Annotated in this window: 21 protein-coding genes; 8 read left to right on the top strand and 13 right to left on the bottom strand. The window is 47.9% G+C overall.

All coding sequences use genetic code 11. From position 1 onward, the window contains the following. Position 1: 1 nt before the first annotated feature. The 3 genes from ACMXI2_RS14960 to ACMXI2_RS14950 are packed head-to-tail and all read right to left on the bottom strand — an operon-like array spanning position 2 to position 3,225. Positions 2 to 1,660 (bottom strand): carboxymuconolactone decarboxylase family protein, encoded by a 1,659-nt coding sequence (locus ACMXI2_RS14960; RefSeq protein WP_483782368.1) that lies wholly within the window; start codon positions 1,658 to 1,660, stop codon positions 2 to 4. Between the two features lie 9 nt (positions 1,661 to 1,669). Then, positions 1,670 to 2,764, bottom strand: coding sequence for an alpha/beta hydrolase (locus tag ACMXI2_RS14955; protein WP_483782367.1), 1,095 nt, complete (start codon positions 2,762 to 2,764; stop codon positions 1,670 to 1,672). A 23-nt stretch (positions 2,765 to 2,787) separates the two neighbouring features. Next, complete coding sequence (locus tag ACMXI2_RS14950; RefSeq protein ID WP_483782366.1) at positions 2,788 to 3,225, bottom strand: nuclear transport factor 2 family protein; 438 nt, start codon at positions 3,223 to 3,225, stop codon at positions 2,788 to 2,790. Between the two features lie 150 nt (positions 3,226 to 3,375). Between ACMXI2_RS14950 and ACMXI2_RS14945 the strand changes: the two genes are divergently transcribed. Next, entirely contained in the window at positions 3,376 to 4,272 is an 897-nt protein-coding gene (locus ACMXI2_RS14945; RefSeq protein ID WP_483782365.1) for a helix-turn-helix domain-containing protein, read from the top strand. A 5-nt stretch (positions 4,273 to 4,277) separates the two neighbouring features. Here ACMXI2_RS14945 and ACMXI2_RS14940 read toward each other — a convergent pair whose 3' ends face one another. Further along, on the bottom strand, positions 4,278 to 5,069 hold the full coding sequence (locus ACMXI2_RS14940; protein ID WP_483782364.1) for a hypothetical protein: 792 nt from the start codon (positions 5,067 to 5,069) through the stop codon (positions 4,278 to 4,280). A 341-nt stretch (positions 5,070 to 5,410) separates the two neighbouring features. Between ACMXI2_RS14940 and ACMXI2_RS14935 the strand changes: the two genes are divergently transcribed. The 3 genes from ACMXI2_RS14935 to ACMXI2_RS14925 all read left to right on the top strand — a co-directional run bounded on the left by ACMXI2_RS14935 (position 5,411) and on the right by ACMXI2_RS14925 (position 9,986). Then, a complete protein-coding gene (locus ACMXI2_RS14935; RefSeq protein WP_483782363.1) occupies positions 5,411 to 6,664 on the top strand; it encodes an MFS transporter in 1,254 nt (417 codons plus the stop codon). 97 nt (positions 6,665 to 6,761) lie between these two features. Continuing rightward, entirely contained in the window at positions 6,762 to 8,453 is a 1,692-nt protein-coding gene (locus ACMXI2_RS14930) for a GH39 family glycosyl hydrolase (RefSeq protein WP_483782362.1), read from the top strand. 255 nt (positions 8,454 to 8,708) lie between these two features. Further along, the gene (locus ACMXI2_RS14925) at positions 8,709 to 9,986 is read left to right on the top strand and encodes a TCR/Tet family MFS transporter (protein WP_483782361.1); all 1,278 of its coding nucleotides are present in this window, start codon (positions 8,709 to 8,711) and stop codon (positions 9,984 to 9,986) included. An 87-nt stretch (positions 9,987 to 10,073) separates the two neighbouring features. On the opposite strand, the gene fdhA is transcribed toward ACMXI2_RS14925, so the two are convergent. Further along, positions 10,074 to 11,264, bottom strand: coding sequence for a formaldehyde dehydrogenase, glutathione-independent (gene fdhA, locus ACMXI2_RS14920; protein WP_483782360.1), 1,191 nt, complete (start codon positions 11,262 to 11,264; stop codon positions 10,074 to 10,076). Positions 11,265 to 11,282: 18 nt separating this feature from the next. Further along, positions 11,283 to 11,684: a GlcG/HbpS family heme-binding protein gene (locus ACMXI2_RS14915; protein WP_483782359.1), complete on the bottom strand. Its 402-nt coding sequence runs from the start codon at positions 11,682 to 11,684 to the stop codon at positions 11,283 to 11,285. 173 nt (positions 11,685 to 11,857) lie between these two features. Here ACMXI2_RS14915 and ACMXI2_RS14910 point away from each other — a divergent pair, with 173 nt between their 5' ends. Further along, positions 11,858 to 12,760: an AraC family transcriptional regulator gene (locus ACMXI2_RS14910; RefSeq protein ID WP_483782358.1), complete on the top strand. Its 903-nt coding sequence runs from the start codon at positions 11,858 to 11,860 to the stop codon at positions 12,758 to 12,760. 2 nt (positions 12,761 to 12,762) lie between these two features. Here the strand turns inward: ACMXI2_RS14910 and ACMXI2_RS14905 are convergent, their stop codons facing one another. Then, positions 12,763 to 13,905 (bottom strand): M23 family metallopeptidase, encoded by a 1,143-nt coding sequence (locus ACMXI2_RS14905; protein WP_483782357.1) that lies wholly within the window; start codon positions 13,903 to 13,905, stop codon positions 12,763 to 12,765. A 180-nt stretch (positions 13,906 to 14,085) separates the two neighbouring features. Here ACMXI2_RS14905 and ACMXI2_RS14900 point away from each other — a divergent pair, with 180 nt between their 5' ends. After that, positions 14,086 to 14,241, top strand: coding sequence for a hypothetical protein (locus tag ACMXI2_RS14900; RefSeq protein ID WP_483782356.1), 156 nt, complete (start codon positions 14,086 to 14,088; stop codon positions 14,239 to 14,241). A gap of 37 nt (positions 14,242 to 14,278) precedes the next feature. Further along, positions 14,279 to 15,157 (top strand): polysaccharide lyase, encoded by an 879-nt coding sequence (locus ACMXI2_RS14895; RefSeq protein WP_483782355.1) that lies wholly within the window; start codon positions 14,279 to 14,281, stop codon positions 15,155 to 15,157. 94 nt (positions 15,158 to 15,251) lie between these two features. On the opposite strand, the gene ACMXI2_RS14890 is transcribed toward ACMXI2_RS14895, so the two are convergent. Continuing rightward, on the bottom strand, positions 15,252 to 15,935 hold the full coding sequence (locus tag ACMXI2_RS14890; RefSeq protein ID WP_483782354.1) for a response regulator transcription factor: 684 nt from the start codon (positions 15,933 to 15,935) through the stop codon (positions 15,252 to 15,254). 1 nt (position 15,936) lies between these two features. Next, positions 15,937 to 17,436 (bottom strand): sensor histidine kinase, encoded by a 1,500-nt coding sequence (locus ACMXI2_RS14885; protein WP_483782353.1) that lies wholly within the window; start codon positions 17,434 to 17,436, stop codon positions 15,937 to 15,939. Between the two features lie 159 nt (positions 17,437 to 17,595). Between ACMXI2_RS14885 and ACMXI2_RS14880 the strand changes: the two genes are divergently transcribed. Further along, positions 17,596 to 18,411 carry a GLPGLI family protein gene (locus ACMXI2_RS14880; RefSeq protein ID WP_483782352.1) on the top strand — a complete coding sequence of 272 codons (816 nt, stop codon included), beginning with the start codon at positions 17,596 to 17,598 and terminating at the stop codon, positions 18,409 to 18,411. 62 nt (positions 18,412 to 18,473) lie between these two features. Here the strand turns inward: ACMXI2_RS14880 and ACMXI2_RS14875 are convergent, their stop codons facing one another. From ACMXI2_RS14875 to ACMXI2_RS14860, 4 genes are all read right to left on the bottom strand, one after another. Next, complete coding sequence (locus ACMXI2_RS14875) at positions 18,474 to 21,290, bottom strand: outer membrane beta-barrel protein (protein ID WP_483782351.1); 2,817 nt, start codon at positions 21,288 to 21,290, stop codon at positions 18,474 to 18,476. A gap of 141 nt (positions 21,291 to 21,431) precedes the next feature. Beyond that, complete coding sequence (locus tag ACMXI2_RS14870; RefSeq protein ID WP_483782350.1) at positions 21,432 to 22,217, bottom strand: hypothetical protein; 786 nt, start codon at positions 22,215 to 22,217, stop codon at positions 21,432 to 21,434. A gap of 11 nt (positions 22,218 to 22,228) precedes the next feature. Next, positions 22,229 to 25,585 carry a TonB-dependent receptor gene (locus ACMXI2_RS14865; protein WP_483782349.1) on the bottom strand — a complete coding sequence of 1,119 codons (3,357 nt, stop codon included), beginning with the start codon at positions 25,583 to 25,585 and terminating at the stop codon, positions 22,229 to 22,231. A 101-nt stretch (positions 25,586 to 25,686) separates the two neighbouring features. Then, a complete protein-coding gene (locus ACMXI2_RS14860; RefSeq protein ID WP_483782348.1) occupies positions 25,687 to 26,700 on the bottom strand; it encodes a FecR family protein in 1,014 nt (337 codons plus the stop codon). Positions 26,701 to 26,712 lie beyond the last annotated feature (12 nt).

Below are 26,712 nucleotides of genomic sequence, written 5' to 3'. Positions count from 1 at the left end.
TTTATTTAAGATGTTCATTAAAAAAAGCGCCTAGCTTTTTTACTGCCTGTGGTACATATTCCGGTTTATCGTACATGTCAATATGCGAAGCGCCCGGCACTTCAAACAGTTCTTTAGGCGAGCCCGCCCTTGCAAAAGCATCATCACTGAAATAGCGTGAATCCGCCACTTTACCTACAATCAGCAGCAATGGGCGCGGAGCAATCATTTCCACATGATCGAGTGCTGTAAAGTTCATGAGTTTAATTAAACTGGTGAACGTATACTTGTTCTGTGAATTTGGATGCTGACCGCGAGGCGTTCTGTAATATTCATAACCTTCCTTGTACATGCCTGTTGCACCGGCCGGAATCTCATCACGGGTATTGAATACATAGTTGACATACTTTACCGGCTCGCCATTGGCTTCGCGTGTACGTTGTTTGCCTGCTTCATCCAACCGCTGCTGCATTTGGGATTTTAAAACACCCTCTAAACCCTCACGGCGGAGTAGCCCCAGGTCAACCATGCTTACCGTTGCTACTGCCTTAAGCCGGTGTTCCGTTTCTGCGGCTTTGATAGCAAAGCCGCCACCTGCACAAATGCCCAGCACACCTATCCGTTGCTGATCAATGGAAGGATGAATACTTAAATAATCAGTTGCTGCGCGGAAGTCTTCCACCCGTACCGCCGGATCTTCCAGGAACCTCGGCTCGCCGCCGCTTTCGCCCTGGTAAGAGGCATCAAACGCCAGCGTGATAAATCCCTGCTCTGCCAGTTGCTGCGCATAAATACCGGCAGTCTGTTCCTTCACACCACCGGCGGGGTGACCAACCAGGATAGCGGGGTATTTCCTGTTCTTATCAAAACCTCGGGGAAAGTAAAGATTTCCAACAACAGCAATATGGTCATTCGGAAAGGTAACCTTCTCTACACTCACTCCGTTTGCGGTTACTATTGCCCGGCGTTCCTGTGATTTAAACATATCGTCGAGGTATTTTGATACCACATTACCCTGCTGCCAGCCAATTTTTGTGGAGATAATAAAAGCAATGTCCCTCAACTGTGGTTCAGTAAGTCCCACATTCCTGCCTACATTCAGATGCGCTTTTAACTGGGCTTCTACGCCGCTCATACTTGCCAGGGCTGTAATGGTCGCAATCTCGCGGCTTTGATCATTCAACACATCCCTACTGAACACATCTGCAAACAAATGTTCTTTTAAAAAAATATCAATTACCGGTACAAATTGCTGCGCTGCACCAGTGGCGGTGCTGCCGGTTAATCTGGTTTGTACGTTTTTACCATAGGCAAACTTTGACGGCTTAAAACTCACCTGGGATGGCTTATTGCCTTCCTCATCACTGATACCTTTTTGTTTACGCTCTTTACTAACCGTTTGAAGTGTACTAATGGCATTCAGGCTCCGGGGAAACCCCGCATAAGCATATAGCTGAACCAATATCTCTTTTATTTCTGCGAGGCTCAACCCCGCGTCCAGTCCCTGTTCCAATGCAGTTTTTAAATAAGCCTGTTCTCCATTGGCGGTAAATGCCGCAATGGGTACCATGCTTTGCTGTTTAACAGAAAGATTGGCTTGTCCCTGCCCGGATATACTCCCGGTAGTCACCATTAACATGCTCATCATCATCATCATTTTACTGAATATTCTCATCATCATATCATCATTTTAATCAAGCCCTTTGTCTTTTAAAAACGTCGACAGCAGGTCCGCAATTTCTACATTGTTCAGATCGGCAAACGGAAAGTGTGTATTACCATGAATGCCAATTTCTGGAAGGTGTACCAACGTAACATCACCACCATGCTTGTTCACCACATCCTTCCATTTTTTTGCTACTTCCAGGAATACCCGCCATTGTTCCTGACCCGGATTCGTGCTTGGACTGCCAGGTATATTATCGCCGTAGTAGATGACTATCGGTATTTTGGTGAGCTTTTGAAATTCCGCTAAGGGAATGGTGGGCGGCTTTATGGTGCGCCCGCCAAGCACAATAGAATCAGGTGCTTCTCCTTCAGGAAACACATAATCCCCGCCCGGCTCGTAGGATACGATAGCCCTGATATTGGCATTCTTTAGTGCAGTACGCCAGCCCAAACCTCCGCTCTGTGAGTGAGTGACCAAAATTCCTGAACCGATCTTGTCAAAAAGGGCCGATACCGCATTGGTGTTCACCTCTACATTATACGGTCCCGTGTTGGGCGCCCCCTGGCGAAAGAACTGGTTCAGGGCTTCGGGATCTTTTGAAAACTGCACGTCGGGATAAAAATCAGGCCATACCCCCAGCCGGAAAATGCCAAACCAAAGCTGGTCGTCCGGTGTAGGAACCAGGTTCGCAGGCTCCGTACTCCGGCCTCCGTGCCCGCGCCGCGGCTGGTCGATCATGTAAACCGGAAACCGGCGTCGCAGAAAGATCGTCTGGAATCCTTCACGGCCGTCGGGTGTAGTTTCCCAGGTCTTTGTAAACTGCCCGTGACCATGCCAGAACACCAAAGGCAGCTTACGCGGTTTCACCGGAACCTGGTAGAAAACATACGCATGGTCGCCATGCAGGGTCTGTCCGTCGGTAGGCGGATTTACGGGCTGGTATGCGCCATGTTTTATTGGATCAAAAGTACCGGGTCGAGTGATCACCGTGCCGCCCACCGCAAAGCTGCCCTGTTGCTGAATCATCAGCGGGCCGCTCTCCTGGGCTGCGCAGCTGTTGCCTGCGGCCAACGCAGTCATCAGTATCCCGGCAATAATGTTTATCTTATTATACATATCTATACTTTTAGAAGAAGGCACTACTGGCCAAGCAAACGGGTGAAAGAGAGCGATCCCAGCGTCCATTTACTACCCTGCTGCACATATACTTCAGTCACCTGGAAAGGATTAACCACCTCATTACCGCCTACAATTGCTGTAAGCCGGATTCTGTTGAGCAGGATAGCCGTGTTATCAATGAAGCGCACCGAAGTTTCAAAAATCTCCGCGTGCTTGTATTGAATGCCCCCGCTTTTAATGGTGGCCATTTCCTGCGCTTTATTCATGGTGCCTCCCATATGAACAAAAACTGCCTTTTCATTAAAAAGCGCGTCCAGTGAATCTGTTTTCCGGTCGGCCATCCAGCGCCATTTCGCTTTGGAAAGGTCGATGAGCGTTTGCTCCGGTCCGGTGGATTGTGCGCTGGATAACTGCACACCTATAACAAACAGCAACAGCCCGATAATAGTTGTTTTCATTTTGGTAGTTCTTTTTTACAAAAGTAGAACTGAAAAAGGAGCACTTGGTAGATGGATTCCTGTTTTTCCTACCAATATTACTGACTAACCGGAGAGGGGAGCCTACGCGCTGCTATTATCCTTAAATTTGACGGAGCAAACGCTATTGATATGGACAAGGCATATAACTTTAAAACTATTAACGAATACAATGTATTCAATAACCATGAAACCATGCATCCCCTGGTAAGCGTGATCGATTTTTCGAGGGCAAAGCAAAGAACAGGATCTAAAATGAACTTTGAGCTATACTGTATTTTTTTAAAAGACGTAAAGTGTGGCGATTTAAAATATGGCCGGCAGTATTATGATTACCAGGAAGGCACACTGGTTTTTATTTCACCTGGACAGGCGATTGATGTGGAGAATAAGGTGGACTACTACCAGCCGCTGGGGCATGGCCTGGTATTTCATCCCGATATGTTGCTGGGAACTTCACTCGCAAAGAGTATCGAGGAACGCAATTTTTTCAGCTATCACACCAATGAAGCCCTGCACCTCTCCGGGAAAGAACGTCAGATGGTGCTTGATCTTTTCGCAAAAATTGAAGCCGAACTGCAACAACCCGTTGATAAGCACAGTAAGAAGGTGATTGCATCCGGCATCGAATTACTCCTGAACTACTGCGACCGCTTCTACGACCGTCAGTTTATTACCAGGGACGCGGCAAATAAAGGCGTACTGGAGAAGTTCGAAGAATTATTGAATGGCTACTTTTCTTCCGCGAAACCATATACTATCGGGTTGCCGAGTGTGGCTTATTGCGCCGGGGAACTGCATTTTTCAGCAAAGTATTTTGGTGACCTGATCAAGAAAGAAACAGGGAAACCTGCCCAGGAATATATTCAAAGCAAGATCATTGACGTTGCAAAAAATAAGATTTTTGGCAGCGACAAAACGGTGAGTGAAATTGCCTACGAGCTGGGATTCAGGTACCCGCAGCACTTCACGCGTCTTTTTAAGAAACGCGTTGGCTATACGCCCAATGAATTCAGGATGCAAAATTAGACACATCACCCCGTTGCCAGGATCTTTGCACAACCTGCATATTTAACCACGTCAATCACCTCGTTGGTAACAGGCGTTCCTATTTCAATGCCAATGCCCGCCAGCAACATTTTGGTGTTGTCCGGTTCTACGAGGTCTGTGAGTTGCAGTACCATCTTTTGCGCCTCAAAATCCTGTTTTACCGGTTGCCATTCGGTATGTGCAGTTGCTGGGAAAGGTAGCTTTTCCCGGCTTTGGTAATTGTTTTCTTTGCATACAACATCTGCTACCATCCCGAACGTAATGGTAAACCGGAAAAAAGGATATTGCCAGGGTACCACTAAATTGAATCCGGACCTGAGTTGCGGAAGTTGTATCTCCATGCTTCCTGTTTCTCTGTCAATAATACAGCCGGCAGGATGTCGAACCACACTATCGAATGTGTTCTTTTTATTCAGTTGAAACCCTTCCAGCAAATATCCATGTTGGGATAGCAGGATACTCCTTTGTCCCCTGTCGCCGGTTTTGTCCTGTAGCTGGATACTTTTCGCCAGTTTATTCAGGCTAGGCGTGAAATTGTAATCTGCCAGGTGCTTTACCGGAAACAATACCTGCCTGATAGTTTTGGATGCATAGCTGCAACCGCCAAATTCCATATTGTTTTCCCGGGTACGTTCAAACTCCGGGGAATGTTTGATCTGCTCTTTGGAAGCGCCTCCTTTGGAGCGGACAATAACCTTGTCAGATCCCCTCACTTTATAGGCCGTCAAATTGCCCATTGCGCCCAGAAAGGTAATGCCATTAGTAAAATAAGCCATAACTGATATATCTGTTTTTATAGGTACTTTCCGGGTATAGTCATATTACACCCGGAAATAAAATAATGTTTACCCATATATAACAGGTATCTTATAGGTACGGGTTATCTATGACTCAAATATGGGTTATCTATGGGTTATCTATGGCTTATCCTGTTTTGGAGGCAGCCTGAATTTATGATTTTCCTTTAAGATACCTTTACTTCCTGGCAAATGGCCGGCGGCTTGCTGGTGCTGGCAGGTATCTGGTTAAGTTCAAAACGGGTAAACAATAAATCGCCGGGTGGTAAAGTTGACCAGATGCAGTAATTTGCGGTGAACGAATCACCAGCAACTGTAATATGATCACCAGCACTGTTAAGCAGAAAAGGATAAAAGATAAGAACTTAGGAATAGCCACCCTGTTGGCTTTTGCCATGATTCCCATGTCGGGGTTTGCCACGGATATATATATCCCGTCGCTGCCGGGCATGACGCATGCCCTCGGTATTTCCAACAGCCAGGCCCAGCTTACGCTGAGTCTTTTCCTGATCAGCTACGGTTTATCGCAGCTTTTTATAGGTGGCCTGCTGGATAGTTTTGGCCGGTACCGGATTTCATTGGTGGCGATGCTGATATTTTGTGCATCGTGTGTAACCATTGCCAACACGCACAATATTTATGTGATTTACGCCATGAGGGTGTTGCATGGTATTACCATAGCAGCGATGGTAGTGAGTAAGCGTGCTTTTATTGTAGACCTCTACAAGGGGGAACAGTTGAAACATTACCTGAGTCTTTTTACGATTATCTGGTCTACCGGCCCTATTGTAGCGCCTTTTATCGGGGGATATCTTGAGGTAAACTTTGGCTGGGAATCCAACTTCTATTTCCTGGGTGGTTTTGCCGCAGTGTTATTATTGATGGAGTTGATCTTCAGCGGGGAAACCATCCAGCATACCACGCCGTTTCACCCCGCAAAGATCCTGTCTATTTATTACGGGATGATACGTACCGGCAGTTTTACACTGGGTATAGTGATGCTGGGACTGGCCTATTCGATGGTGATGGTATATAACATGTCCGGTCCTTTTATTATTGAGCATTATTTTAACCTGTCGCCCGTGATCACCGGTTATTGTTCGCTGTTCCTGGGTTTTGCCTGGATGGTGGGTGGATTTTTAGGGAAGGGGATGATCAACAAGCCATTTGTGAAGAAGATGAGCATCAACGTGGTGTTGCAGTTGGCAGCGGCTTTGCTGTTGCTGGCGATGTTTTCCCTGTATGGCGGGTTGTGGACGATACTGGTGTTTGCTTTCCTGGTGCATGTGGGTGCAGGGTTTACCTACAATAATTACTTTACTTTTTGTTTGCAGATATTTCCCAAAAATGCAGGGATAGCCGGCGGGCTCACGGGTGGATTGTGCTATGTAATTGTTTCCATGCTGAGTTATGGATTGATATATGTGTTGCCTGCCGAAGATGGCAGACACCTGTCGTTTAGCTATGTATTCCTGATCCTTGCGAGTGCATTGGTGATGTACCGCGTGTTCCTGTTGTACCGGAAGCGGAAAGCGATAGGAGATGATACCGCTCCGCAGCAGGTTTCCTGTTAAGGTAACCATTGGCGCGTGGCAGTATGGGGTGAAGGCCAGTATTAATACCGCGGTTCTCATTTACCACAGTTGTTATATAACAAGAAAATAACTGATCATGCAAAGATGCCTGTTACACCTGTTTATGCTCTTGCTGCTTTTACCGGCATTGCCGGGTAATGCGCAGCAGGACACGTTGTTGATAGGAGTAGATGCCCGGAAAAGCAAAGGACCTCTGAAACCCATATGGGCCTGGTTTGGCTACGATGAGCCCAACTATACCTATATGAAAGGTGGTAGGAAATTACTGACGGAAATTGCTGCATTGAGCAAAGTACCTGTATACGTGCGGGTACATAGCCTGCTGGTAACCGGCGATGGTACGGCTGCGCTGAAATGGGGCTCCACCAATGCGTATACCGAAGATGCCAGCGGGAACCCCGTGTACAGCTGGACGATCATTGATAAGATCTTTGACACGTTTGTAGAACGTGGCATGAAGCCTATTGCGCAAATCGGGTTTATGCCGGAGGCGTTATCCGTGAAGCCGTCGCCTTACCGGCACCACTGGCAGCCGGATAATAAGTATGGCGATATATTTACCGGCTGGGCATATCCTCCGAAAGACTATCAGAAATTTGCGGCCCTGGTATATGAGTGGGTAAAGCATTCCGTAGCGCGTTATGGAAAAGCGGAAGTGGAAAGCTGGTACTGGGAGTTATGGAATGAGCCTAATATCGGTTACTGGAAAGGCACTACAGAAGAATATATTAAGCTGTATGATTATACTGCAGATGCGGTGAAGCGGGCATTGCCCACTGCCAGGATTGGCGGTCCGGAGGTAACAGGTCCCAACTGGGATGTATCTGCAAAGTTTTTTAAAACGTTCCTGGATCATGTGGTGAGCGGCAAGAATTACGCTACCGGCAAAACCGGCGCGCCGCTGGATGTGATCACCTTTCATGCGAAAGGTTCGCCCAAAGTGGTGAATGGAGCGGTGCAGATGAACATGGCTGCACAACTGCGTGATATCGATAAAGGGTTTGAAATAGTGGCGTCTTATCCATCGCTGAAGAAGCTGCCTGTTATTATCGGTGAATCAGATCCGGAAGGGTGTGCCGCGTGTTCAGAAGCATTTCATCCTGCCAATGCATACCGTAATGGTACGATGTATTCAGGTTATACCGCCGCCTCTTTTGCGCGGAAGTATGACCTGGCGGCTGCCCGTGGCGTAAACCTGGCAGGCGCCGTTACGTGGGCCTTTGAATTTGAAGACCAGCCCTGGTTTGCGGGTTTCCGCGACCTGGCTACCAACGGCGTGGATAAACCCGTTTTAAATGTATTCCGGATGTTTGGCCTGATGCAGGGCAACAGGCTGGAGGTAAGCGGGGCAACCAATTATAACTACCGGCAGATCCTCGATAGCAGCGTGCGGGGCGCAAAGCGTGATATTAATGCGTTGGCGGCCGGTGATGAGCATAGCGTTAGCGTAATGGTGTGGAACTATCATGACGACAACATTATTCCGGCACAATCATCTCCCGTAAAAATAAAAATAAAAGGACTACCCGCCACCCGCGTATTATTAAAGCATTACCGGATTGATGCTGCACATAGCAATGCATACGAAGCCTGGAAGAAAATGGGATCGCCTCAGCACCCGGATGCTTCACAGATCGCGCAGCTGGAAAGCGCAGGACAGCTGCAGTTACTGTCTTCACCCGCATGGCTGCAACCGGAAAATGGTGAAATAGTGTTGCCAAATGATTTACCCGGACAAGGAGTATCGTTGCTCCAACTAACGTGGTAACATTTATATCTGTCGCAAACTCCCCTTTTATTGTCTTATTTTGCCCTTTCATTTGAGACTGAACTAAATACCTTTGTGCCTATACATTTCTACCGGTAAAATCAAGTGTTTTACCGGTAGAATGATGATCCTGACCGGAAAGGTTTTCTATTAAAAAACAGGGGTGTCTATATTTGAACCAGGATGACGATACCACGTTGTGAGAAAGAAAAACATCCGCCAGAGATCTATCGGTTATTATACAAAATCACCAATATGCACACATCCAGAAAGGCCGCTATCAGCTTTATTTTTGTTACGCTATTAATTGATGTAATGGGATGGGGATTAATTATTCCCGTGATGGCCGACCTCATTGCACAGTTAAAACACATCCCGGTTAACGAGGCTAGTACTTATGGCGCGTTGTTGTTATCCGTTTTTGCGATCACGCAATTTTTATTTTCCCCGGTGATCGGTAACCTGAGTGATAAATATGGCCGCCGGCCAGTATTGTTACTTTCCCTGTTAGGTTTTGGGATCGATTATATTATCCTTGCATTAGCCCCTGCGTATGGATGGTTATTTGCAGGACGTGTTATTGCAGGTATTACAGGCGCCAGCTTTACTACCGCTGCTGCTTACATAGCAGATGTAAGTACGGATGAAACTTCCAGGGCAAAGAATTTTGGGCTGATAGGCGCCGCTTTCGGATTGGGATTTGTGCTGGGGCCGGCGCTGGGAGGATTGCTGGCCAACTGGGGGATCCGGGCGCCTTTTTATGCCGCCGCTGTATTATGTTTGGTGAACTGTATATGGGGATACTTTTTCCTGCCTGAATCTTTAAGTAAAGAAAACCGCCGGCCATTTGAATGGAAAAGGGCCAATCCGTTTGGTTCGCTGAAATTTTTAACCAGGCATCCGGAAATAAGCGGGCTGGCATTCGGCTTCTTTCTTATTTACCTCGGCGCCCAGGCAGTGCAGAGTAACTGGAATTTCTTTACCATTTATAATTTTAACTGGAGCGAGAAAATGGTGGGTATTTCCCTGGCAGTAGTGGGTGTATTGGTAGGAGCCGTACAGGCGGGATTAACAAGAGTGGTTAACCCGAGGATCGGTAATGAAAAAAGTATTTATCTCGGGCTGGCGCTTTATGCGGTGGGCTTGGTGTTGTTTGGCTTTGCCACGCAGGGTTGGATGATGTTTGTTTTCCTGATTCCTTATTGTTTGGGTGGAATTTGCGGACCTTCTTTACAGTCGGTAATATCGGGTCATGTGCCGGCTAACCAGCAGGGAGAGCTGCAAGGTGCGCTTACCAGTTTGATGAGTCTTACCACTATTATCGGTCCACTGATCATGAATAGCACCTTTGCCTATTTTACATCGGCCCAGGCGCCGTTCCATTTGCCTGGCATACATTTCCTGATAGGCGCCGTATGTATTTTACTCAGTATCGTTATTATCCATAAGGTGCTGAGCCGCGAAAAGAAGGAGCATCCGGAGTTAGCGGAGGTAATCAGCAGCCAGGATCTGAGCAGTACGCCTATGCACTAACGGGAAGGGATATACTATTTTAAAATATCTTTATAAAACAGCAATGGCCGCCTCTTACAGGCGGCCATTGTCACATGTTCCCGTTTATTACGCCCTTATCATGCCGTGCGGATCAATCACAAACTTTTTCGCTGCGCCTTTATCAAAATCGTGGTATCCTCTTACGGAGTCGTTGAGGGTGATCACTTCCACATTTACCGCCGCCGCTATTTTTACCTTATCGTACAGGATGGCGTTCATCAGCTGGCGATGGTATTTCATCACGGGGCACTGACCGGTATGAATGGAGTGGGATTTTGCCCAGCCCAGCCCGATGCGGATGCTCAGGCTTCCTTTTTTGGCGGCTTCATCTACTGCGCCGGGATCGCCGGTAACGTATAGTCCGGGTATGCCCAGTTGTCCGCCTGCGCGGGTAATTTCCATAATTGAATTCAGTACGGTGGCTGGTTGTTCCACATTGCTGTTGTGTCCATGTCCTTTGGCTTCAAAGCCTACGCAATCCACGGCGGAATCCACTTCGGGTGTGCCGGTGATAGCGGCAATCTGGTCGGGGAGGGAGGCTTCTTTTTTCAGATCGATGGTTTCGCAGCCGAAGCTCCTGGCCTGCGCCAGCCGTTCATCTATCATATCTCCCACAATCACTACGGCCGCTCCCAGCAGGTGACAGGAGGCGGCGCATGCCAGTCCTACCGGACCGGCGCCGGCGATGTACACAATACTGCCGGGGCCTACGCCTGCGGTAACGGCGCCATGAAAGCCGGTCGGGAAAATATCTGTGAGCAGTGTGAGGTCTCTGATCTTTTCCATTGCCTGGTCGCTGTCGGGGAATTTAAGCAGGTTAAAATCGGCGTACGGTACCATTACGTATTCCGCCTGGCCGCCCACCCATCCGCCCATGTCCACGTAGCCATAGGCTGCGCCGGGGCGGGCAGGGTTTACATTGAGGCAGATGCCTGTTTGCCCTGCTTTGCAGTTGCGGCATCGTCCGCAGGCGATATTGAAGGGCACTGAAACCAGGTCGCCTACCTTGATGAATTCCACGTCCCTGCCGGCTTCAATGACGAGGCCGGTAATTTCATGTCCGAGTACCAGTCCGGCGGGAGCGGTGGTGCGTCCCCGCACCATGTGCTGATCGCTTCCGCAGATATTGGTGGATACTATTTTCAGGATCACGCCATGTTCGCATTTGCGGTCACCCAAAGCCAGTTTGGGGTATTCAATTTCCCGTACTTCCACCACGCCGGGTTCTATATAAGCAACGCCATGATTTTTACACATACTGTATCTTTTTAGAGATTATTTAATTGCATCTGCGCCAGCCTGCGCTACTAAATGATCATTTTCCACCGAATCGCCGGATACGCCTATTGCGCCAATGATTTCGTTCTTTGCATTACGGATTAGTACGCCGCCGGGAAAGGTGATGAGTCCTCCGTTGGAGTGTTCTATATTATACAGGGAGCCGCCTGGTTGTGACAGCTTACCGATTTCGCCGCTAGGCATATTGAAGTAACGCGCAGTACGGGCTTTTTTCTGTGCGATGTCTATTGATCCCAGCCAGGCATCATCCATATGAGCAAAGGCGATGAGGTTGGTACCTGCATCCACTACCGCAATGTTCATCAGTGTTTTAATTTCCGTGGCTTTTGCTTTAGCGGCAGCAATAACAGCTTCCGCCTGTTTTAGCGTAATATTCATAACAGGATTTTTGGGTGAAGGAATTACCAATATTAAGCATATTGGTGGTGGGGGAATTGAACGATTATCCTGATTGATAGAACGATGCTATTTTTTATTTTATTGATTATCCAACGGGAATTTATCGATAAATTTATAAGACGGAAACGTGCATGATGATAAAAAATTCCACCATGAACCAGATATGCCATCTTTCTCCCATTAACCTGAGTGATACCACCTCGCTGGATACGATGGTAGAGCATCGCCGGGTGTTTAATTTGCAGCACTGCGAGCTGAACATCTTTGAAACCTTTCACCGCTGCAGTAATGTGGCTTTGTCTTACAACGGGCTGGTAGTGTCCAGTATGATGCGGGGTAAAAAGATCATGTCGTTATCCGGATCGGAAGAGTTCTTTTTTTTGCCGGGAGAAAGTGTGATCCTTCCGGAAGGGGTATCTATGAATGTGGATTTCCCGGAAGCGGATGAGCGCCATCCGGTGCAGTGCGCCACCCTGGCGCTGGACTGGGATATGGTGAATAAGAACCTGGCTTTTCTGAACGAGCAGTATCCCAACAGGGAAGCGCCATTTGAGTGGCAGCTTAATTTCAGCCGGTATCACTTTTTAAATAACAAAGAGCTGGCGGCCAGTATGAATAAACTGATCGGGATCAGCATGGAGAGTGATCCTGCAAAAGACGCGCTGGCAGATCTTTCCCTGAAATTTTTATTACTACGTATTATACAAACACAAAACCTGGTAGCCATTAATGATGCAGGCGTGAGTGATCACCGGTTTACACCTGTGTTGCAATATATCAAGGAACATCTTACCCAAAAGATTACAATCGATGCGTTGGCAAAAGTATCCTGCATGAGCCGTTCTGTTTTTTTTCAGGCGTTTAAAGAACAGTATGGTATTTCACCGCTGGAATATATCCTGCGGGAGCGGATCCGGCAGGCAAAACAGATCATGGCCGATCCGGCATTGAGTATCACGGATGTGTGCTACCAATCGGGTTTTAATAACCTGAATTACTTTATTAAATTGTTTAAAAGAGCAGAAGGCATTACGCCCAGGGAATACCGTAAATAGCCTCAGGGAAAAGTGATAACACTATTGGACGCAGGAAGTTCATGATGTACGGGCTGTGTGAGTTTGATATAGGGAATGTTGCCGAATTTGTTAAAGTCGGGAATTGTGCCTGATAAAGTAAATTTTTCAAATACAAAGGGAAGTCCTTCTGCACCCAGTGGCGCATCGGCGTTGGCCACGTGCAGGTGAAGGTGCGGGCCGGTCGACTGCCCCGTAAATCCCAGCCGGGCGATCACATCTCCTTTCTTTACCCGCTGGCCTGCTTTTACAACGATGCCCGCCGGTTGCAGGTGCTCATAAAAAACGTAGGTGTTTTCCGCTATTTTTAAAGAGATATAATTGCCTGTGGCGAGATGGGCGGCATAGTCCGGGTGACCGGATAATGTGGCGCTTTCCGGGAAATCGGTTCTTGTGGAACTGACAACGCCATCTGCTACGGCCAGTATACCGGCGCCATAGCCGTACCAGTTAGGGATCCTGTCATCATCGCCGGCAGCGAATTTGCCGGTAGTGTCGAGTTTTATGAAATCAATGGCAAATCTTCCGGGGATGCGTGCTACGCCATCTTTTACAAAGATCACCCGGCGATGTCCCCGTGCCCAGGCAGGATTGTAGATAGCCGTCCACGGCCCTCCTTCAAGCGGTGGGCCAAGTACAATAGCGGGTCCGGTTACCGGTATTGTTCCGGCGCCGGTGATAGTGTATTCCGTTGTGGTATCACGAAGGGTATTTTTGAAAGATACCCGGTGAATAATTTCAGCAGGGAATTGGCCGGCGGCAGATGAATATTCCATAAACAGCACCGCCACATTACCCGGTGGTATGGTGGCAGTGGCCGATTGCTGGCCGGGAGCAGAGAGCCGTTGTAACAGGTTGTTCTCTTTTATCACTGTCAGGGTATTGGTATTCGCTGCATCCTGTGCTTCCACCTTTGTGATGAGCAATGGTCCGGGAGAGAAGTTAGTAAGATGAATTTCGTAGAAGAGTGCAGGAAGCCCACCGGTTGCTACCGGTTTGGGATCCTGAAGAACTTTTATTTCAAGCGCGGGAGGCAGCGCAGGGATATGGTTGTCCTGTGCCTGGCTGATGACGGTGAGCAGGATGAACAGGGGAAGCAGCAGCGCTTTCTTTTGATCTTTTATCACGGGTGTTATTTAGATGAAAAGATAAGGAACTTCTTCTTCCGTTTGCTGATTACCAGCGAAATACAAAAAAATATTCCACGTGACGTAGTAATGCCGTAGTGCCGGATGCAGGTTCTTGTATGCTAACTCCTATATTTGAAAGGATTAATCCGCATTTCTTTTCAACCAAAAACTACCCGTATGAAACCATTTCTAAAGCTGTTAGCTATCCTCCTTGTTTGTGCGTTTAACACTATTGCCCAAACCCCTTTCCGCGTTATTGGATATATGTCTTCCTGGACCCAAACCTTCACTGTAAATACCGGCAGCATAGCCGGCTCCAGTGACCCTTCCTGATGATAAAACCTATTTTCTCACCCACAATTACACATTCATGAATTCCACTGTTTTCTCACGTACTGTTGCAGCAGCGGGACTGCTGTTATTAGGCATCAGTTTTATTTCCTGTAAAAAGGAACTGGCCAAATCCAATCTGCCGGACAACCCATCCCTGGCTGCTGCTGATGCAGCCATAGGAATTAATGCCATTAACAGCACCTGGTCTGTTAACTGGGACAATTACGCCAATGGCGCCACCTACACTTCCACTAATGCGGCCAATGATTTTGGGAATGTAACCGGTTGGAATAACAACCGCGGGTATATCTCCAATGGCAACCTCCGTATCCAGCTGGATCCGAACGCGCTCTCTGCTGCCGGCGGGGTAGTGGCTAACATCGATGTATCTGATGGCGCCGCATATGAAATGGATTATGATATCCGTTTCCACAGCCAGTTCGACTGGAGCCGTGGCGGTAAAGTAGGTTTCGGCTTCTCCATTGGTGATGGAAACACGGGAGGCGACCCTGCCTGGGATGGTAATGGCGGTACCCTCCGGCTCATGTGGTACCGCAACGATGCCAACAGGGTGTACTTCCAGCCTTACCTGTACTACAGGGACCAGCCGGGCCAGTATGGCGACGACTTCGGGCTCACTTATCCCGCCAGCGGCAGCATCCAGAAAGGAACCACCTATCACGTACACCTGTACATTAAAAGCAACACCGGCAGTAATACCAATGGCCACGTGCAGATCGTGATCAACGGCGCCGTGCTGCTCGACCGGGATATCCGGTGGACGACCAACGACAGCAAACGGCTGATCAGGGGCGTTACCTTCCACACGTTCCGCGGTGGCAGCCAGTCTTACTGGGAATCATCTACCGTAGGTTATATTTATTATGATAACCTGAGCATTCATAAGATCAATTAATTACTGGCTTTGAGGTCTGCCGGCATCATGCCGGCAGGCTTTTTATGCGGGTATTTTTCAGAGAAGAGCGGGTGTATTATCTGCAATTAAAAAATTAACCCAGCACAAACCGGTACCCTATGCCCTTTATGGTAAGGATCTGCAGGTTGTCATCCTCTTTCAGGTGTACCCGCAGCCGGGTGATATACACGTCGAGGTTGCGGCTGTTGAAAAAAGAATCATGTCCCCAGAGCAGGTCGAGGATATTTTTCCGGTCGATGATGCCATCGCGGTTTTCGTATAGTAGTTTGAGTAGTTCGCTTTCTTTGTACGACAGTTTTTTTTCTTCTATGTCGTTGGCCAGTACCTGGCGGTTGGTATAAAACCGGAACTTGCCGATTTTGATGTGGTTGATAGATGGAGTGGGTGTTTTATCCGATTTACGCAATACGTTTTCTATGCGTACAATCAATTCTTCCATACTGAAAGGCTTGCGGATATAGTCGTTGCCTCCCAGCGTAAAGCCTTTTACGAGGTCGTTGGTTTGTGTTTTGGCGGTGAGAAACAGGATGGGTACTTCCTGGTTGATAGCACGTATTTCGGCAGCAATCTCAAACCCGTCTTTGTTAGGGAGCATAACATCCAGCACACATACGGCAGGATTTACCTGGTTAAACAATTGCATTACATGAGCGCCATCGTTTTCCAGTATTACTTCGTATCCCCGCCGCTGTAAACTTTCTTTCACTATTTTGCCCAGCGACAGTTCATCTTCGACATATAAAATTTTAATACTCATTTCATCCTATTTTAAGCTTTATAACCCGGCGGCCTTTGTCGTATTTAATTACCGGTGCTTCCGCAAAAGGTAGCTTGATGGAAAAGGTACTGCCTTTATGCAATTCACTTTCCACTTCAATAAAGCCCATATGCGACTGTACAATGTGAGATACATAACTCAGGCCCAGGCCGTATCCTTTGATATTATGCCGGTTGCCGCTGGGTACGCGGAAAAATTTCTCAAAGATCCTGTTTTTGTATTCGCGCGCAATGCCTATACCGTTGTCGGTTACACGTAGTTCCAGGTATTGTTTGTGATCAATGATATGAATGAGGATATCAGGGTCCTGGGTACTGTACTTTAGCGCATTATCCAGCAGGTTGTATAGTACGCTGGTCATATGTAGTTTATCGGCGGTGATGATAAAGTTATGACCGGTTCTTTTCAGCGTAGTAATAGCCCGCTGTTTTTCAAACTGCAGTTTCATCGAAATCATTACGCTCCGGGTAAGGTCCGTAAGATCAAAGGGTTCTTTGTTTAAAGGAATTTCCCTGTTTTCAAACATCGAAAGTTTCAGTACTTTATCTACCAGTAGTGCGAGCCGGTTCATCTCATTGGCCGATATATCGAGGTATTCGAGTGTTGTTTGCAGATCTTCCAAAGCATCAAAATTCCTCAATGCTTCAATTGCTACGCTAACGGTGGCGATAGGCGTTTTCAGCTCATGCGTCATGTTGCTGATAAAATCATTTTTCAGTTGCGCCAGCCGTTGCTGCTGTTTCAGGTTCCGGTAAAGTAACAGGAAAGAGAAGATGGTGACAGCCAGGAGGAAGAAGGATACCAGTATCGGCTGACTGATACGTTTCAGCAGGTACCAGGTATTATTTTCAAATAAAACCTGGTAGCTCATGGGTTTGGTAAAACCGATGGTAACCGTATTGCCTTCCAGATCGTCCGGGAAGGCATTGAACATATGGTTGGTGGTATCTACCGGGATGGTATTGATCATAAAGGAAACGTTGATGTTTTCCCGATCCAGTGCGCGTTGGTAGCGATCCGTAACTTCTTTTACAGTTATGGAATCCCGCAGGGAATCTACACCGGCCAGGAACTGGAATACCGTTGTAGCGGGAGCTGCCTTGGTGACGCCATATCGCACATTCACGGAGTCGTCTTCAGCCATCGATGCGGCGTTTACTGACACGAACATCGTCCGTTTCATGCCGGGCATAGCGGGGGCTGTCATGGCAGAATCTCTCATTCTTTCCTGCAGCACATTGGTGATCCCCGTCATTCCTGCGCGGTCGTGCACCCGCAGGCTGATATTGGAATCGAGGTTGAGCTTTACGGCCTGCAGGCGAAAGATCGTTTCCCGGAAAAGAATATTGGTGCGGACGGTAAACAGTCTTTTTTCTTCCCGGTAGTTATTACTCAGCCAGTATGCCTGGAAAGCGGTGATCAGCAGGATGGTCAGCGCAATCAGGAAAACAGTAGCCGGTGTGGAAAGTTTATATCGCACTATATTGATTGAATGGTAAGAAATAACAATACTACCGCAAATGTATCATTTCCTGCTTCCCAACGCGGAAACATTAACCTAAATTAACATTAAATCAAGTGACATTAACCTCTGTTCCGGTGGGAAGGAAATAGCTTTATTTTCTTAAATGTATTTAACATGAAGAAGATAATTTTTACGCTGGCCATCAGTGGGTGCCTGTTCACCGCCAGTGGCCAGCAGCAGCAAGGGCGCGTACTTTATGAACGCACTATACAGATGAAGATGCGTATGATGGGAATGGCCGCCGGCGCGGATGAAGGCGCCGAACCCGATAACGTGCTGCCGCATTCCAGGAAAGATAAGCTCGAAGTATTGTTTGGTAACGGGCACTCGCTCCGCCGTGCCGTGGAAGAGGATGCACCCGAAGAATTTGCCGCCGAAGGCGGCATGCACATCCGCATGATGGTAGCGGGCGACAACGACGTTACCTACACCAGTTTTTCAAACAACCGCGTGGTAGAACAACGTGAGTTTGCCGCAAAAAACTACCTTATCACAGACAGCATTCATAAACTCAACTGGAAGATCACCGGCGAAACCCGCACCATCCTCAATTATCCCTGCCAGCAAGCCGTAACACAGCGTATTGGTAAGCGCGCCATCACCTCAATGGTAAACGGGCAGATGAAAACCAGCGAGGTAGCCGATACCGCCAATATCACGGCCTGGTTTACACTGGCTATCCCCGTACCAGCCGGGCCGGATTACCAGGGACAGCTCCCGGGTCTTATCCTGGCTGTTGATATCAACAACGGCGCAACAGTGTACCAGGCGCTGGAAATATCACCACAAACAGATCTCGCAGCCATCCGTGAACCCTCCAAAGGAAAAAAAGTAACGGAAGAAGAGTTTAGTAAAACACGCGAAAAGCTGATGAACGACATGCAGCGCAATGGCGGCGGAGCTACACGCACCATCAGGATAGGACAGTAAACAAAATAATAAGAAAAGGGGCCTGGATGATATTCCGGCCCCTTTTTTATATACCTCACTCTTTATCGCCGGATCATCCTGATACCCGGTGCAGCGGCGCTGGAAAGGCCGTTCTTACTAAGGCTGTAAGTAAAACTCAGCAGGAAAAAGCGTTGCAGGTTTTTGGTGCGGCTGTCTTCAATATAATTCTGGTTCGTACTGCGGTTGATGCCCACATTTTCATTCAGGATATCAAATGCACTCAGCTTCAGTTCTCCGCGGTTAAAACGGAGGAACTGGCGGCTGACAGACGCATTCCACAACGGTACCTTCGCATTAAATCCATCGGTACGGCGGCTGTTAATGGCATAGTTAAAACTGGTGCTGACATAAAAATTTGCTGGCAGCTGCCAGTTTACTTCCCCTTCATATTGTTGCAGAAAATAGCCGGTGTTAAGGGCTGGCTGCAGGGAGTAAGCCGTTTTGTAGTAATTGAAACCCGCGCTGAACGACAGGTCCAGCTTGTCCGCAGGGTTCAGGTCAAAGCGTACGGAAGGCCCCAGCGTAACCGTACTGATACCGTTGGATACGTTATTGATAAACTGTTTGGTTTTGCTGTAACCCACGTTGCTGCTGAAGTTAACCGTGCCTTTCAATGCGCGCAGGGGCAGGCCCAGGTTGATGCTGCCGGTCATGTTAAATACGCCGTTTACATTCACCGGCCGGCTGTATTTGATACCAAGACTATCCACTACATCAGCGTCCACGATCTTGTTCTGCGTTTCCTGGATGTTGAAAAAAGCAAACAGGTTTTTATTTCTGAAAGGATTTACGGAGATGAAGTTCAGCTGTACCGCATGTGTTAACTCCGGCTTCAGGTCGGGGTTTCCTTCGCGGATGTTGAGCGGATCGCTGATATCCGGAACCGGCTGCAGTTGCGACATATCAGGCTGGTTGGTGATGGCCGCATAGTTGATGCTGAGGTTGCGGTAACGGGTAAAGTCGTATTGAAAACGCAGCGCTGGCAACAGGTTATAAAACGTTTGGCGGATAACGGAGTCTTTAGTGCCGGCGATAATAGTGCCTTTCAGGGAAGCATCCTGCCAGTTGAGGCCCGCAGCGAGACTGAATTTTTTTTGTTTTGTACGCAGACGGATGCCTGCATTGGTATAGCTGTAGGCATTTTCATAGTTGTTTGTCAACGCAGGATTTGGCTGGTCGAACTTTCCATTATCACCGTTGTAGTCATACGTGATTTTATCGGAAGTAGTTTTCGTATAGCTGTTACCGATACTAAACTCCAGGAGCGAGTGTTTGAATAGCGGTTCCGTATATACGGCGCGCGCGTTGTAGCTGTTCATATCGCCGGATATGGTATTGCGCTGATGAATGGAATCGTAATTGGGTTGCGAGGCAGGGCGGTTATAGAAATGATTGACGGAAAGCAGGCTGCCATTGCTTTCGCTGTTATTGGAACTGTTTTGCAGGCTGAGTGAAAATGTTCTGCCTTTGCGCTGGAATTTTTTACGGAACAATACATCATTGCGGAAATTGGAACCGTGACCGGTGGAGTAATTGTTGCTGAAGCCTTCATTAGCCAGCTGCTGATCTTCCGAAAGCGTTTCATATTTGCTGTAGCTTTTGCTGCGGTTTTCCTGGTAGCCGAAAGACGAGGATATTTTAACCGAGTGTAAAGAATCGATCTGGATATCGGCGCCGAGATTGAGGCGGTGGGTATTATTCAGGTTGTCGCTGGTAGCACGCTGGTTATAAAAATAAGAAGAGTCGGGCAGAAAATACTGGCGCTGTATTTCACTTTCCTGGTAAGGATTATAGCGGTTATAGAAGTAGCTGCTGGTAAATGCTGTTTTTTTTCCGATGATGTTATTATAATTGATCCCGCCACCCCATACGGTGTTAATGCCATTGCCGCTGCCGCCGCCCATGAGCGCAGCGCCCGGATCGTCGGCGCTCATGGTGAAGCTGGCATTACCGCTGCCGCTTTGCCGCATGCGGTTCAGTTCTCCGCTGAAGCTCATCATATCCATAAAGGAAAAGCCTTCCGCATTGGTGTTGTTGGCCATGCCGATAGCGGAAAACTGCCGGGCGCCTTTAAAAGAGTTGATGTTGAATCGCCCTTCATAGCGGTCGCTGGTACCTGCGCCAGCCATTGCTTTTCCAAACATGCCTTTCTTTTTATCCTGTTTTAGTTTCAGGTTGATGGTTTTTTCGCTGTTACCATCATCAAAGCCGGTGAGTTGTGCGGCGTCGCTGAGACGGTCGTATACCTGCACTTTGTCTACCACGTCGGCAGGAAGATTTTTGGTAGCCATTTTAGGATCGTTGCCAAAAAACTCTTTGCCGTCTACCAGTACGCGGTTCACTTTCTGGCCCTGTGCCTTTACGGAGCCGTCTTTGGCCACCTGAACACCCGGGAGTTTTTTCAGCAGCTGTTCCACGCTGGAGTTGGGCGGTGTTTTAAAAGAGCCTGCGTTATACTGTATGGTATCGCCAATGAGCGTTACCGGTGGCGCCTCGCCAGTTATCTCCACTTCATTGAGGTGGATGCTCAGATCATGAAGGATCAGGGAGGGGAAGTTTACTACCGGCGTGGCAGCGCTGATAGTTACAGCGCGCTGGAGGGAATGATATTTTACGTGGGTAATGAGCAGGCGGTACTCGCCGGCAGGAATACCGGTGATTTCAAAAGATCCTTTTTCGTTGGTCATGGTAAAGGATACCAGTGAGGAGTCTTTTTTCTGTAGCAGGGTGATAGTGGCCGATGCCACTGGTCGCCCGGCGCTGGTATCGGACACGGCGCCTTTGATCACGCCATTCTTTTGTGCGTTGGCGGCAAGGGATAAACAGGAGATAAGAAGCCACAGGTAATATTTTTGCATAGCAGACATTTACTTTGTTACCGAAAGTAGGTCCGGGGGCAGGAAAAGCAGGTTAACAAGCCTTGCATTAATGTTAAGGAAGGTTAATAAAATTATATAAAAGCCCTGCCCGGTAGAGGCAGGGCTTCGCAGCAACAGTGGTTAGTCGAGGTACAGGGCCTTTACAGCTACGTCATATTTATTGCCGTCTGTGCCGGTGAACAACCCTGCGCTGTTCGGATTTTCATAGATAAATAGGGTAACTACTTCATAAAGTTTGCCGGTGGTGTAATTCATGAGATCAATGCCGAAAATGAAATCGGTATGTAGCCGTTCATGTGTAACCGGGTCCAGGATATAAAAGATCGTATACCCATCAGTATTAGTAGCATCCGGTGTTGGATATAACCCATAGGAGTCGAAGGCGGTTTTTAACTGCGGGATGGTGGCTACATTTGTGATGTCGCCCAGGCTGAAGTCCATCATTAACAGTTGCAGGTCCACTTTACCGGGAAAGCAATGAGTAGCAAAATTGGCTGCCTTTATTTTCATAAAACCTGCAGGCGGTTTGGATTCAGCTGCCTGGTTATTGACTAAGGCAATGGGAGGGGTAGTTGCATCCGGTTGAAACAGGGTGAACCCGTAGGTTTGTGCCGCTTCTACCTGCAAAAGACTGTCGAAAAGAAAAACAGGTTTATCCGCCGGGTTTTCTGTAAGTCCCCATATCTGCAGATGATTGGCGCCTGGTTCCAGCTTCATGAAGTCGGTCGTTTGCATTTGTTTGGAATAGCCTTCCACTCCGAATCGGAGTGCGCTATAGGAGGTAGCGTTATTTATCTTCAGCTGTCCGAATACGGTAAAATCATCTGCCGGTGTTTCTTTTTTGCAGGAAGTGGCGCTGGTTAATAAAATGATCATCAATATAGAAAAATGAAAGAATTGTTTCATGGCAGATGGTATTAAAAATTATAAGAGAAAGACAGGTTCATGTTGATCCCTCTTTTGATGCTGTAAGTTTTCTGATCGCCTTGTTTTGCGCTGTAGTTGTCTGTTAACTTTACAAAATCACCATAGCGGTAGTCAGGGTTTCCGTTGGCTGGCGGGAAATAGCTGTCGGCAGGAACATAGTACTTCAGTTTAATGATCTGGTATTTACCATTGATGAAGCCTGTTTCATAGCCTTTGATATTACGGTAGTAAAATTCTTCCTGGTTAAGCAGGTTGGTAATGTTCAGTTTGAATTCAGCTTTGTTGCGGAATAATTTTTTGGAGAATTGCAGATCCAGCTGACTATACGCGGCGCGGAATTCCGAAGCGCCTGGCTGACCATCTACCGCGAAGTTGGGACGGTAGCCGGTGCGGTTAAACACGATGTTACCGCTAAAGCCGTCTTCTTCATACAGTAATCCGAGATTTACAAGATAGGGGGATTGGCCCATCAGGGGCCGGTCGAGTTCCTTCAGTAGTTCTATTTTTTTTCCTGGGTTGGCCGGATCATCTACCCGGTTGATTGTATTTACTTTCGAGGCGAACCAGGCGCCGTTACCATAGATGGTCATATTTTTCAACAGCCCTGAAATAAAGGCCAGGTTCTTTCTGAATTCCATTTCCAGTCCTTTGCTGGTGGCGGAGTGCTGGTTTTGATAAGCCATGCCGATAGGGGTGCTGTTGAGTGAATTCACCACCAGTTCCACGGGTTTATCGAGTTTTTTATGGAAAGCGGAAACAGACAACATATCGCCGGGTTTCGGGTACCATTCAAAGCGCAGATCTTTATTATCTATTTTGGTGCTGCTGATATTACCACCGCTGATAAGTGCGCTCATGGCCGGATCCGGGAAAGACGTAACGGATGTTTCGCGGAAGGTGGGGCGTATCATTGTTTTGCTGTAAGCCGCTCTCATGTTTATCTTACTGGTAATACTGTAAGTGAGATTGGCAGCGGGAAGGAAGTTCCAGTTCTTTTCGCCGGTGAGCACCGGGAGTGTACCGTTATAGGCAAGATCGGGATGCTCTTTTTTAAATTGTTCTATCCTTCTGAGTTCAGCAAGTTGCTGATTTGCCAGTCCGAAGTGCTCTGCTCTCAGACCATACACCAACCGCAGTTTTTGAAACATGCGCTGATCCAGCATAGCGTATATCGCGTGGTACCGGGAGCCTGACGCTGCCTGGTCGCCATTTTCCAGATCACCCCAATAATAGGTTTGTCCTTTTCCCACGCCTACATGATCTGCGTCCATCTGGATATGATAAGGCAGGAATTCAACATCTATGCCGCGGTAAGCGGTATAGATTTTAAAGATATCCATCGACTGGCGGCGTTTTTTGTCCCAGCCATTGTACCCGGCTTTCACGATGCTGTTACCACGGAGGAAATGGAAAGGCTGACTAACATCCATGCCCCAGGTATAATCTTTTTGTTCCACATTGGACCACAGCCGGTATGGCCACGACCAGCTTGCCTGTGTGGCCGCATTGCTGGAGGGATTACTGGCCTGGTAAATATCTCCAAAGGTATTATTGGTGGGACCATACTGAAAGCTACGCACATCATTATAGGCCTGGTTCATGGCGGCATAGCCAGCCATCCAGTTGAGGGTGAGTCCACCAGGGGTGATACGGTGTTCACCTTCCAGTTTATGTTGTTGTATGGAGGTAGACACCGGCATTACCAGGGAAGTCTGCTGCCGGCCATGACTCATATCATCTGTGAATTCCAGCGAGCGGTAGTAGTCTTCCGCAAAACTCCGGCTGTAGAGGTTCCGCAATGTGACTTTATTTTTCCGGGTGCTATAGCCAATGTTCAGCAAGGCTGTGGCGATAGTACTGAAACTATATATTTTCCCTTTTCCTGCGGTATCTGTAACGAAGTAGTCCCGCGAAAGATCAAGTCCGCGGGTAGTGCTGAATTCATCCGTTTGATTCCGGTTGCGGTAAGTGATACCGCCGGTGAACCCGACTTTCCTGTTGTTGGCGGTATCCAGTTGATACACCCTGCCCATAATATATTTGAAATTGAGATTCGGATAGGCGGTGGTTTGATAAAGCCGGAAGCCATCGGGGTTAAACCGTTTACTTTGGTCTATGGCGCCTTCAAATCCATATTTATACCCGTTGGCGTCGGTAACTATTTTTGTTGGATCTTCCTGTTGGTTGTAGAGCGCCCAGGAAACGGTATTGCCGGGGATGGTACGTTGACCGCCTTCCACTGCGAAATAGTCGCCTGTTTGCCTTTTGCCCAGGCTATAAAAATCTTTGCCGGTTGTTTGGGTATTGATACTTTCGCCAATGCTGATAACGGTGAAATTCCGGGAAGGTATGTCCAGTGTTTTTACCATCACCTGACCACCTACAAATTCGGCGCTGGCATCGGGGGTAGCGGTTTTGTTAACCAGTATTTCGCCTACCATTTCATTGGGGATAAGGTCGAAGGCAAAGTTTCTTTTATTGGCATCAGTGCTGGGGAGTATCATACCGTCCAGCATGGCCTGGTTGTACCGTTCGGTCATGCCGCGTACCACTACATATTTATTGTCCACCACCGATACGCCGCTGATTCTTTTCAGGGCTGCACCCACATTATTATCCGGGAGTTTGTTGAGTTGTTCAAAAGAGATCCCGTCGGTTACGGTGGCGGCATTTTTTTGCCTGGTATAAAAGGAGGCCGTGCTTTCCTTGCCGGCGCTGGATTTTACTACAATGCCCGCCAGCTGACCTTTTGCTCTTTTTAAGGTGAGATGTAAAGGAAAGGGCTGATTATCTTTCAGTTCAATTTTATTGATTTCTTTTGTTCCATACCCGATGAAACTTACCGTGGCTACATAATTACCAGCGGGCAGGGAAAGACTAAAAGCACCGTCGGCGTTACTGGTGGTTCCCGTGTTGCCAATCCGGATAGTAGCACCCACAACAGGCTGACCGTTTTCTTCATCGATGATTTTGCCGGTTAATTTGCCGGGTCCTTTTTTTGCCGGCGTGTTTTCCGCCGGTTGTTTAAACAGGAGGATCATATTGCCCTGTTGCCTGAAGGTTGCTCCGGAGCCGTGTAATAGTTGTTGTAAAACTATATCCAGTGGTTGCTGACGGGCTTCGATCGTTACTTTTTGCAGGGCATTGATTACATTGTCCTGGAAGTTAATGGTATAGCCTGTTTTTTGTTCTAATTCTTTAAAGATCTCTTTTAATGTTTTGTTGCTGGCAATAATGGTAACGGGTGTTTTAACAGGTTGCTGACTGTAACCGGAAAGACAGATAAAGTATAGCAACAATACTGCACCTGCTTTTTGCAGTAGTATCCTGTTTTTTAGAAGTAACAAAAACTCTCTGATAAAATACATACTTTTGAAATTGATTTTGATGTTCATGATAATTTATGATGGACTTCGCCGCCCTGCCGCAAACAGGGCGGTTTTTTTTATTAATTGCAGGCCTGACCAGACACTTCGGTCAGGCTGTCTTTTGCCTGGAATTTCACCTGGCTCATGAGTGCCAGTGTCTGGAGGATTTCTGTTGCCGTCATGTTATTAAAAGTGGCGCTGAAGGTACAGGACAGTACCGCGGGGTTTACTACCCGGAAACGCAGGCCGTATGCACTTTCCATGTCGTGAAGGATGCTGTACAGCGGTGTTTGGTCGTAATGGAATCGCCGGTTTTTCCAGGCTCCGATAGTATTAAGCGCTACGCTGCTTTTATGTATGCCTGCCGGATCTTTGAGGCGGTAATAAACAACTTCGCCCGGTGTGAGGTAAGCGACCGAATCTGCCGTTCCTGCAACGGTGGCGGCTACACGAACTTTACCGGTAGCTACGGCTACTTCGGATACTTGCTGACCGGCAGCCGATTTGATATTAAAAGAGGTGCCCAGTACGGTAGTTGTAAAAGCAGGCGCGTGGATGATGAAGGGGTGACTGGAATCTTTGCTTACTTCAAAGAAGGCTTCGCCATCGAGGTATATTTCCCGGGTTTTACCGGTAAAGGAAGATGGATAACGCAATGTGGTTCCTCCATTGAGCCGGATCCGGGTACCATCTGCCAGTGTAATATTACCCTGGCTGCCATTGGGAGTAGCCAGCGTTTGGAGCGTTGCCACCGGTGCGCGATAAGTATTGAAAACGCGATAAGAAGCCAGGCATACCGTTAGCAGCACAGCAGCTGCTGCGCTGATGCGCAGGAGTTGGCGGAGTAAAGACCGGCGTACGGGAATTGCAGGAGCAGTTGCGCCGGTTAAGAGGGCAAGGATCCTTTCTTCCATACCGGCAGGCAATGTACTATCCGGCATGGACGTGAGTTCCTGTAACGGGAACAGCTGCTCTTCCAAACCAGGGAGGTGGGCGTTGTTTTTGATATATTGCTGTAAAGCGGCCTTCTCTTCCGGGTTGGCCTCGTTGGCCAGGACTTTATGTGCGAGGCGTTTTGCTTGTTGTAAATTCACGTTGACAATACT

This window comes from Chitinophaga sp. G7 BAM 1005, assembly GCF_057126945.1.
This window is presented reverse-complemented; position numbering and strand designations above follow the sequence as displayed.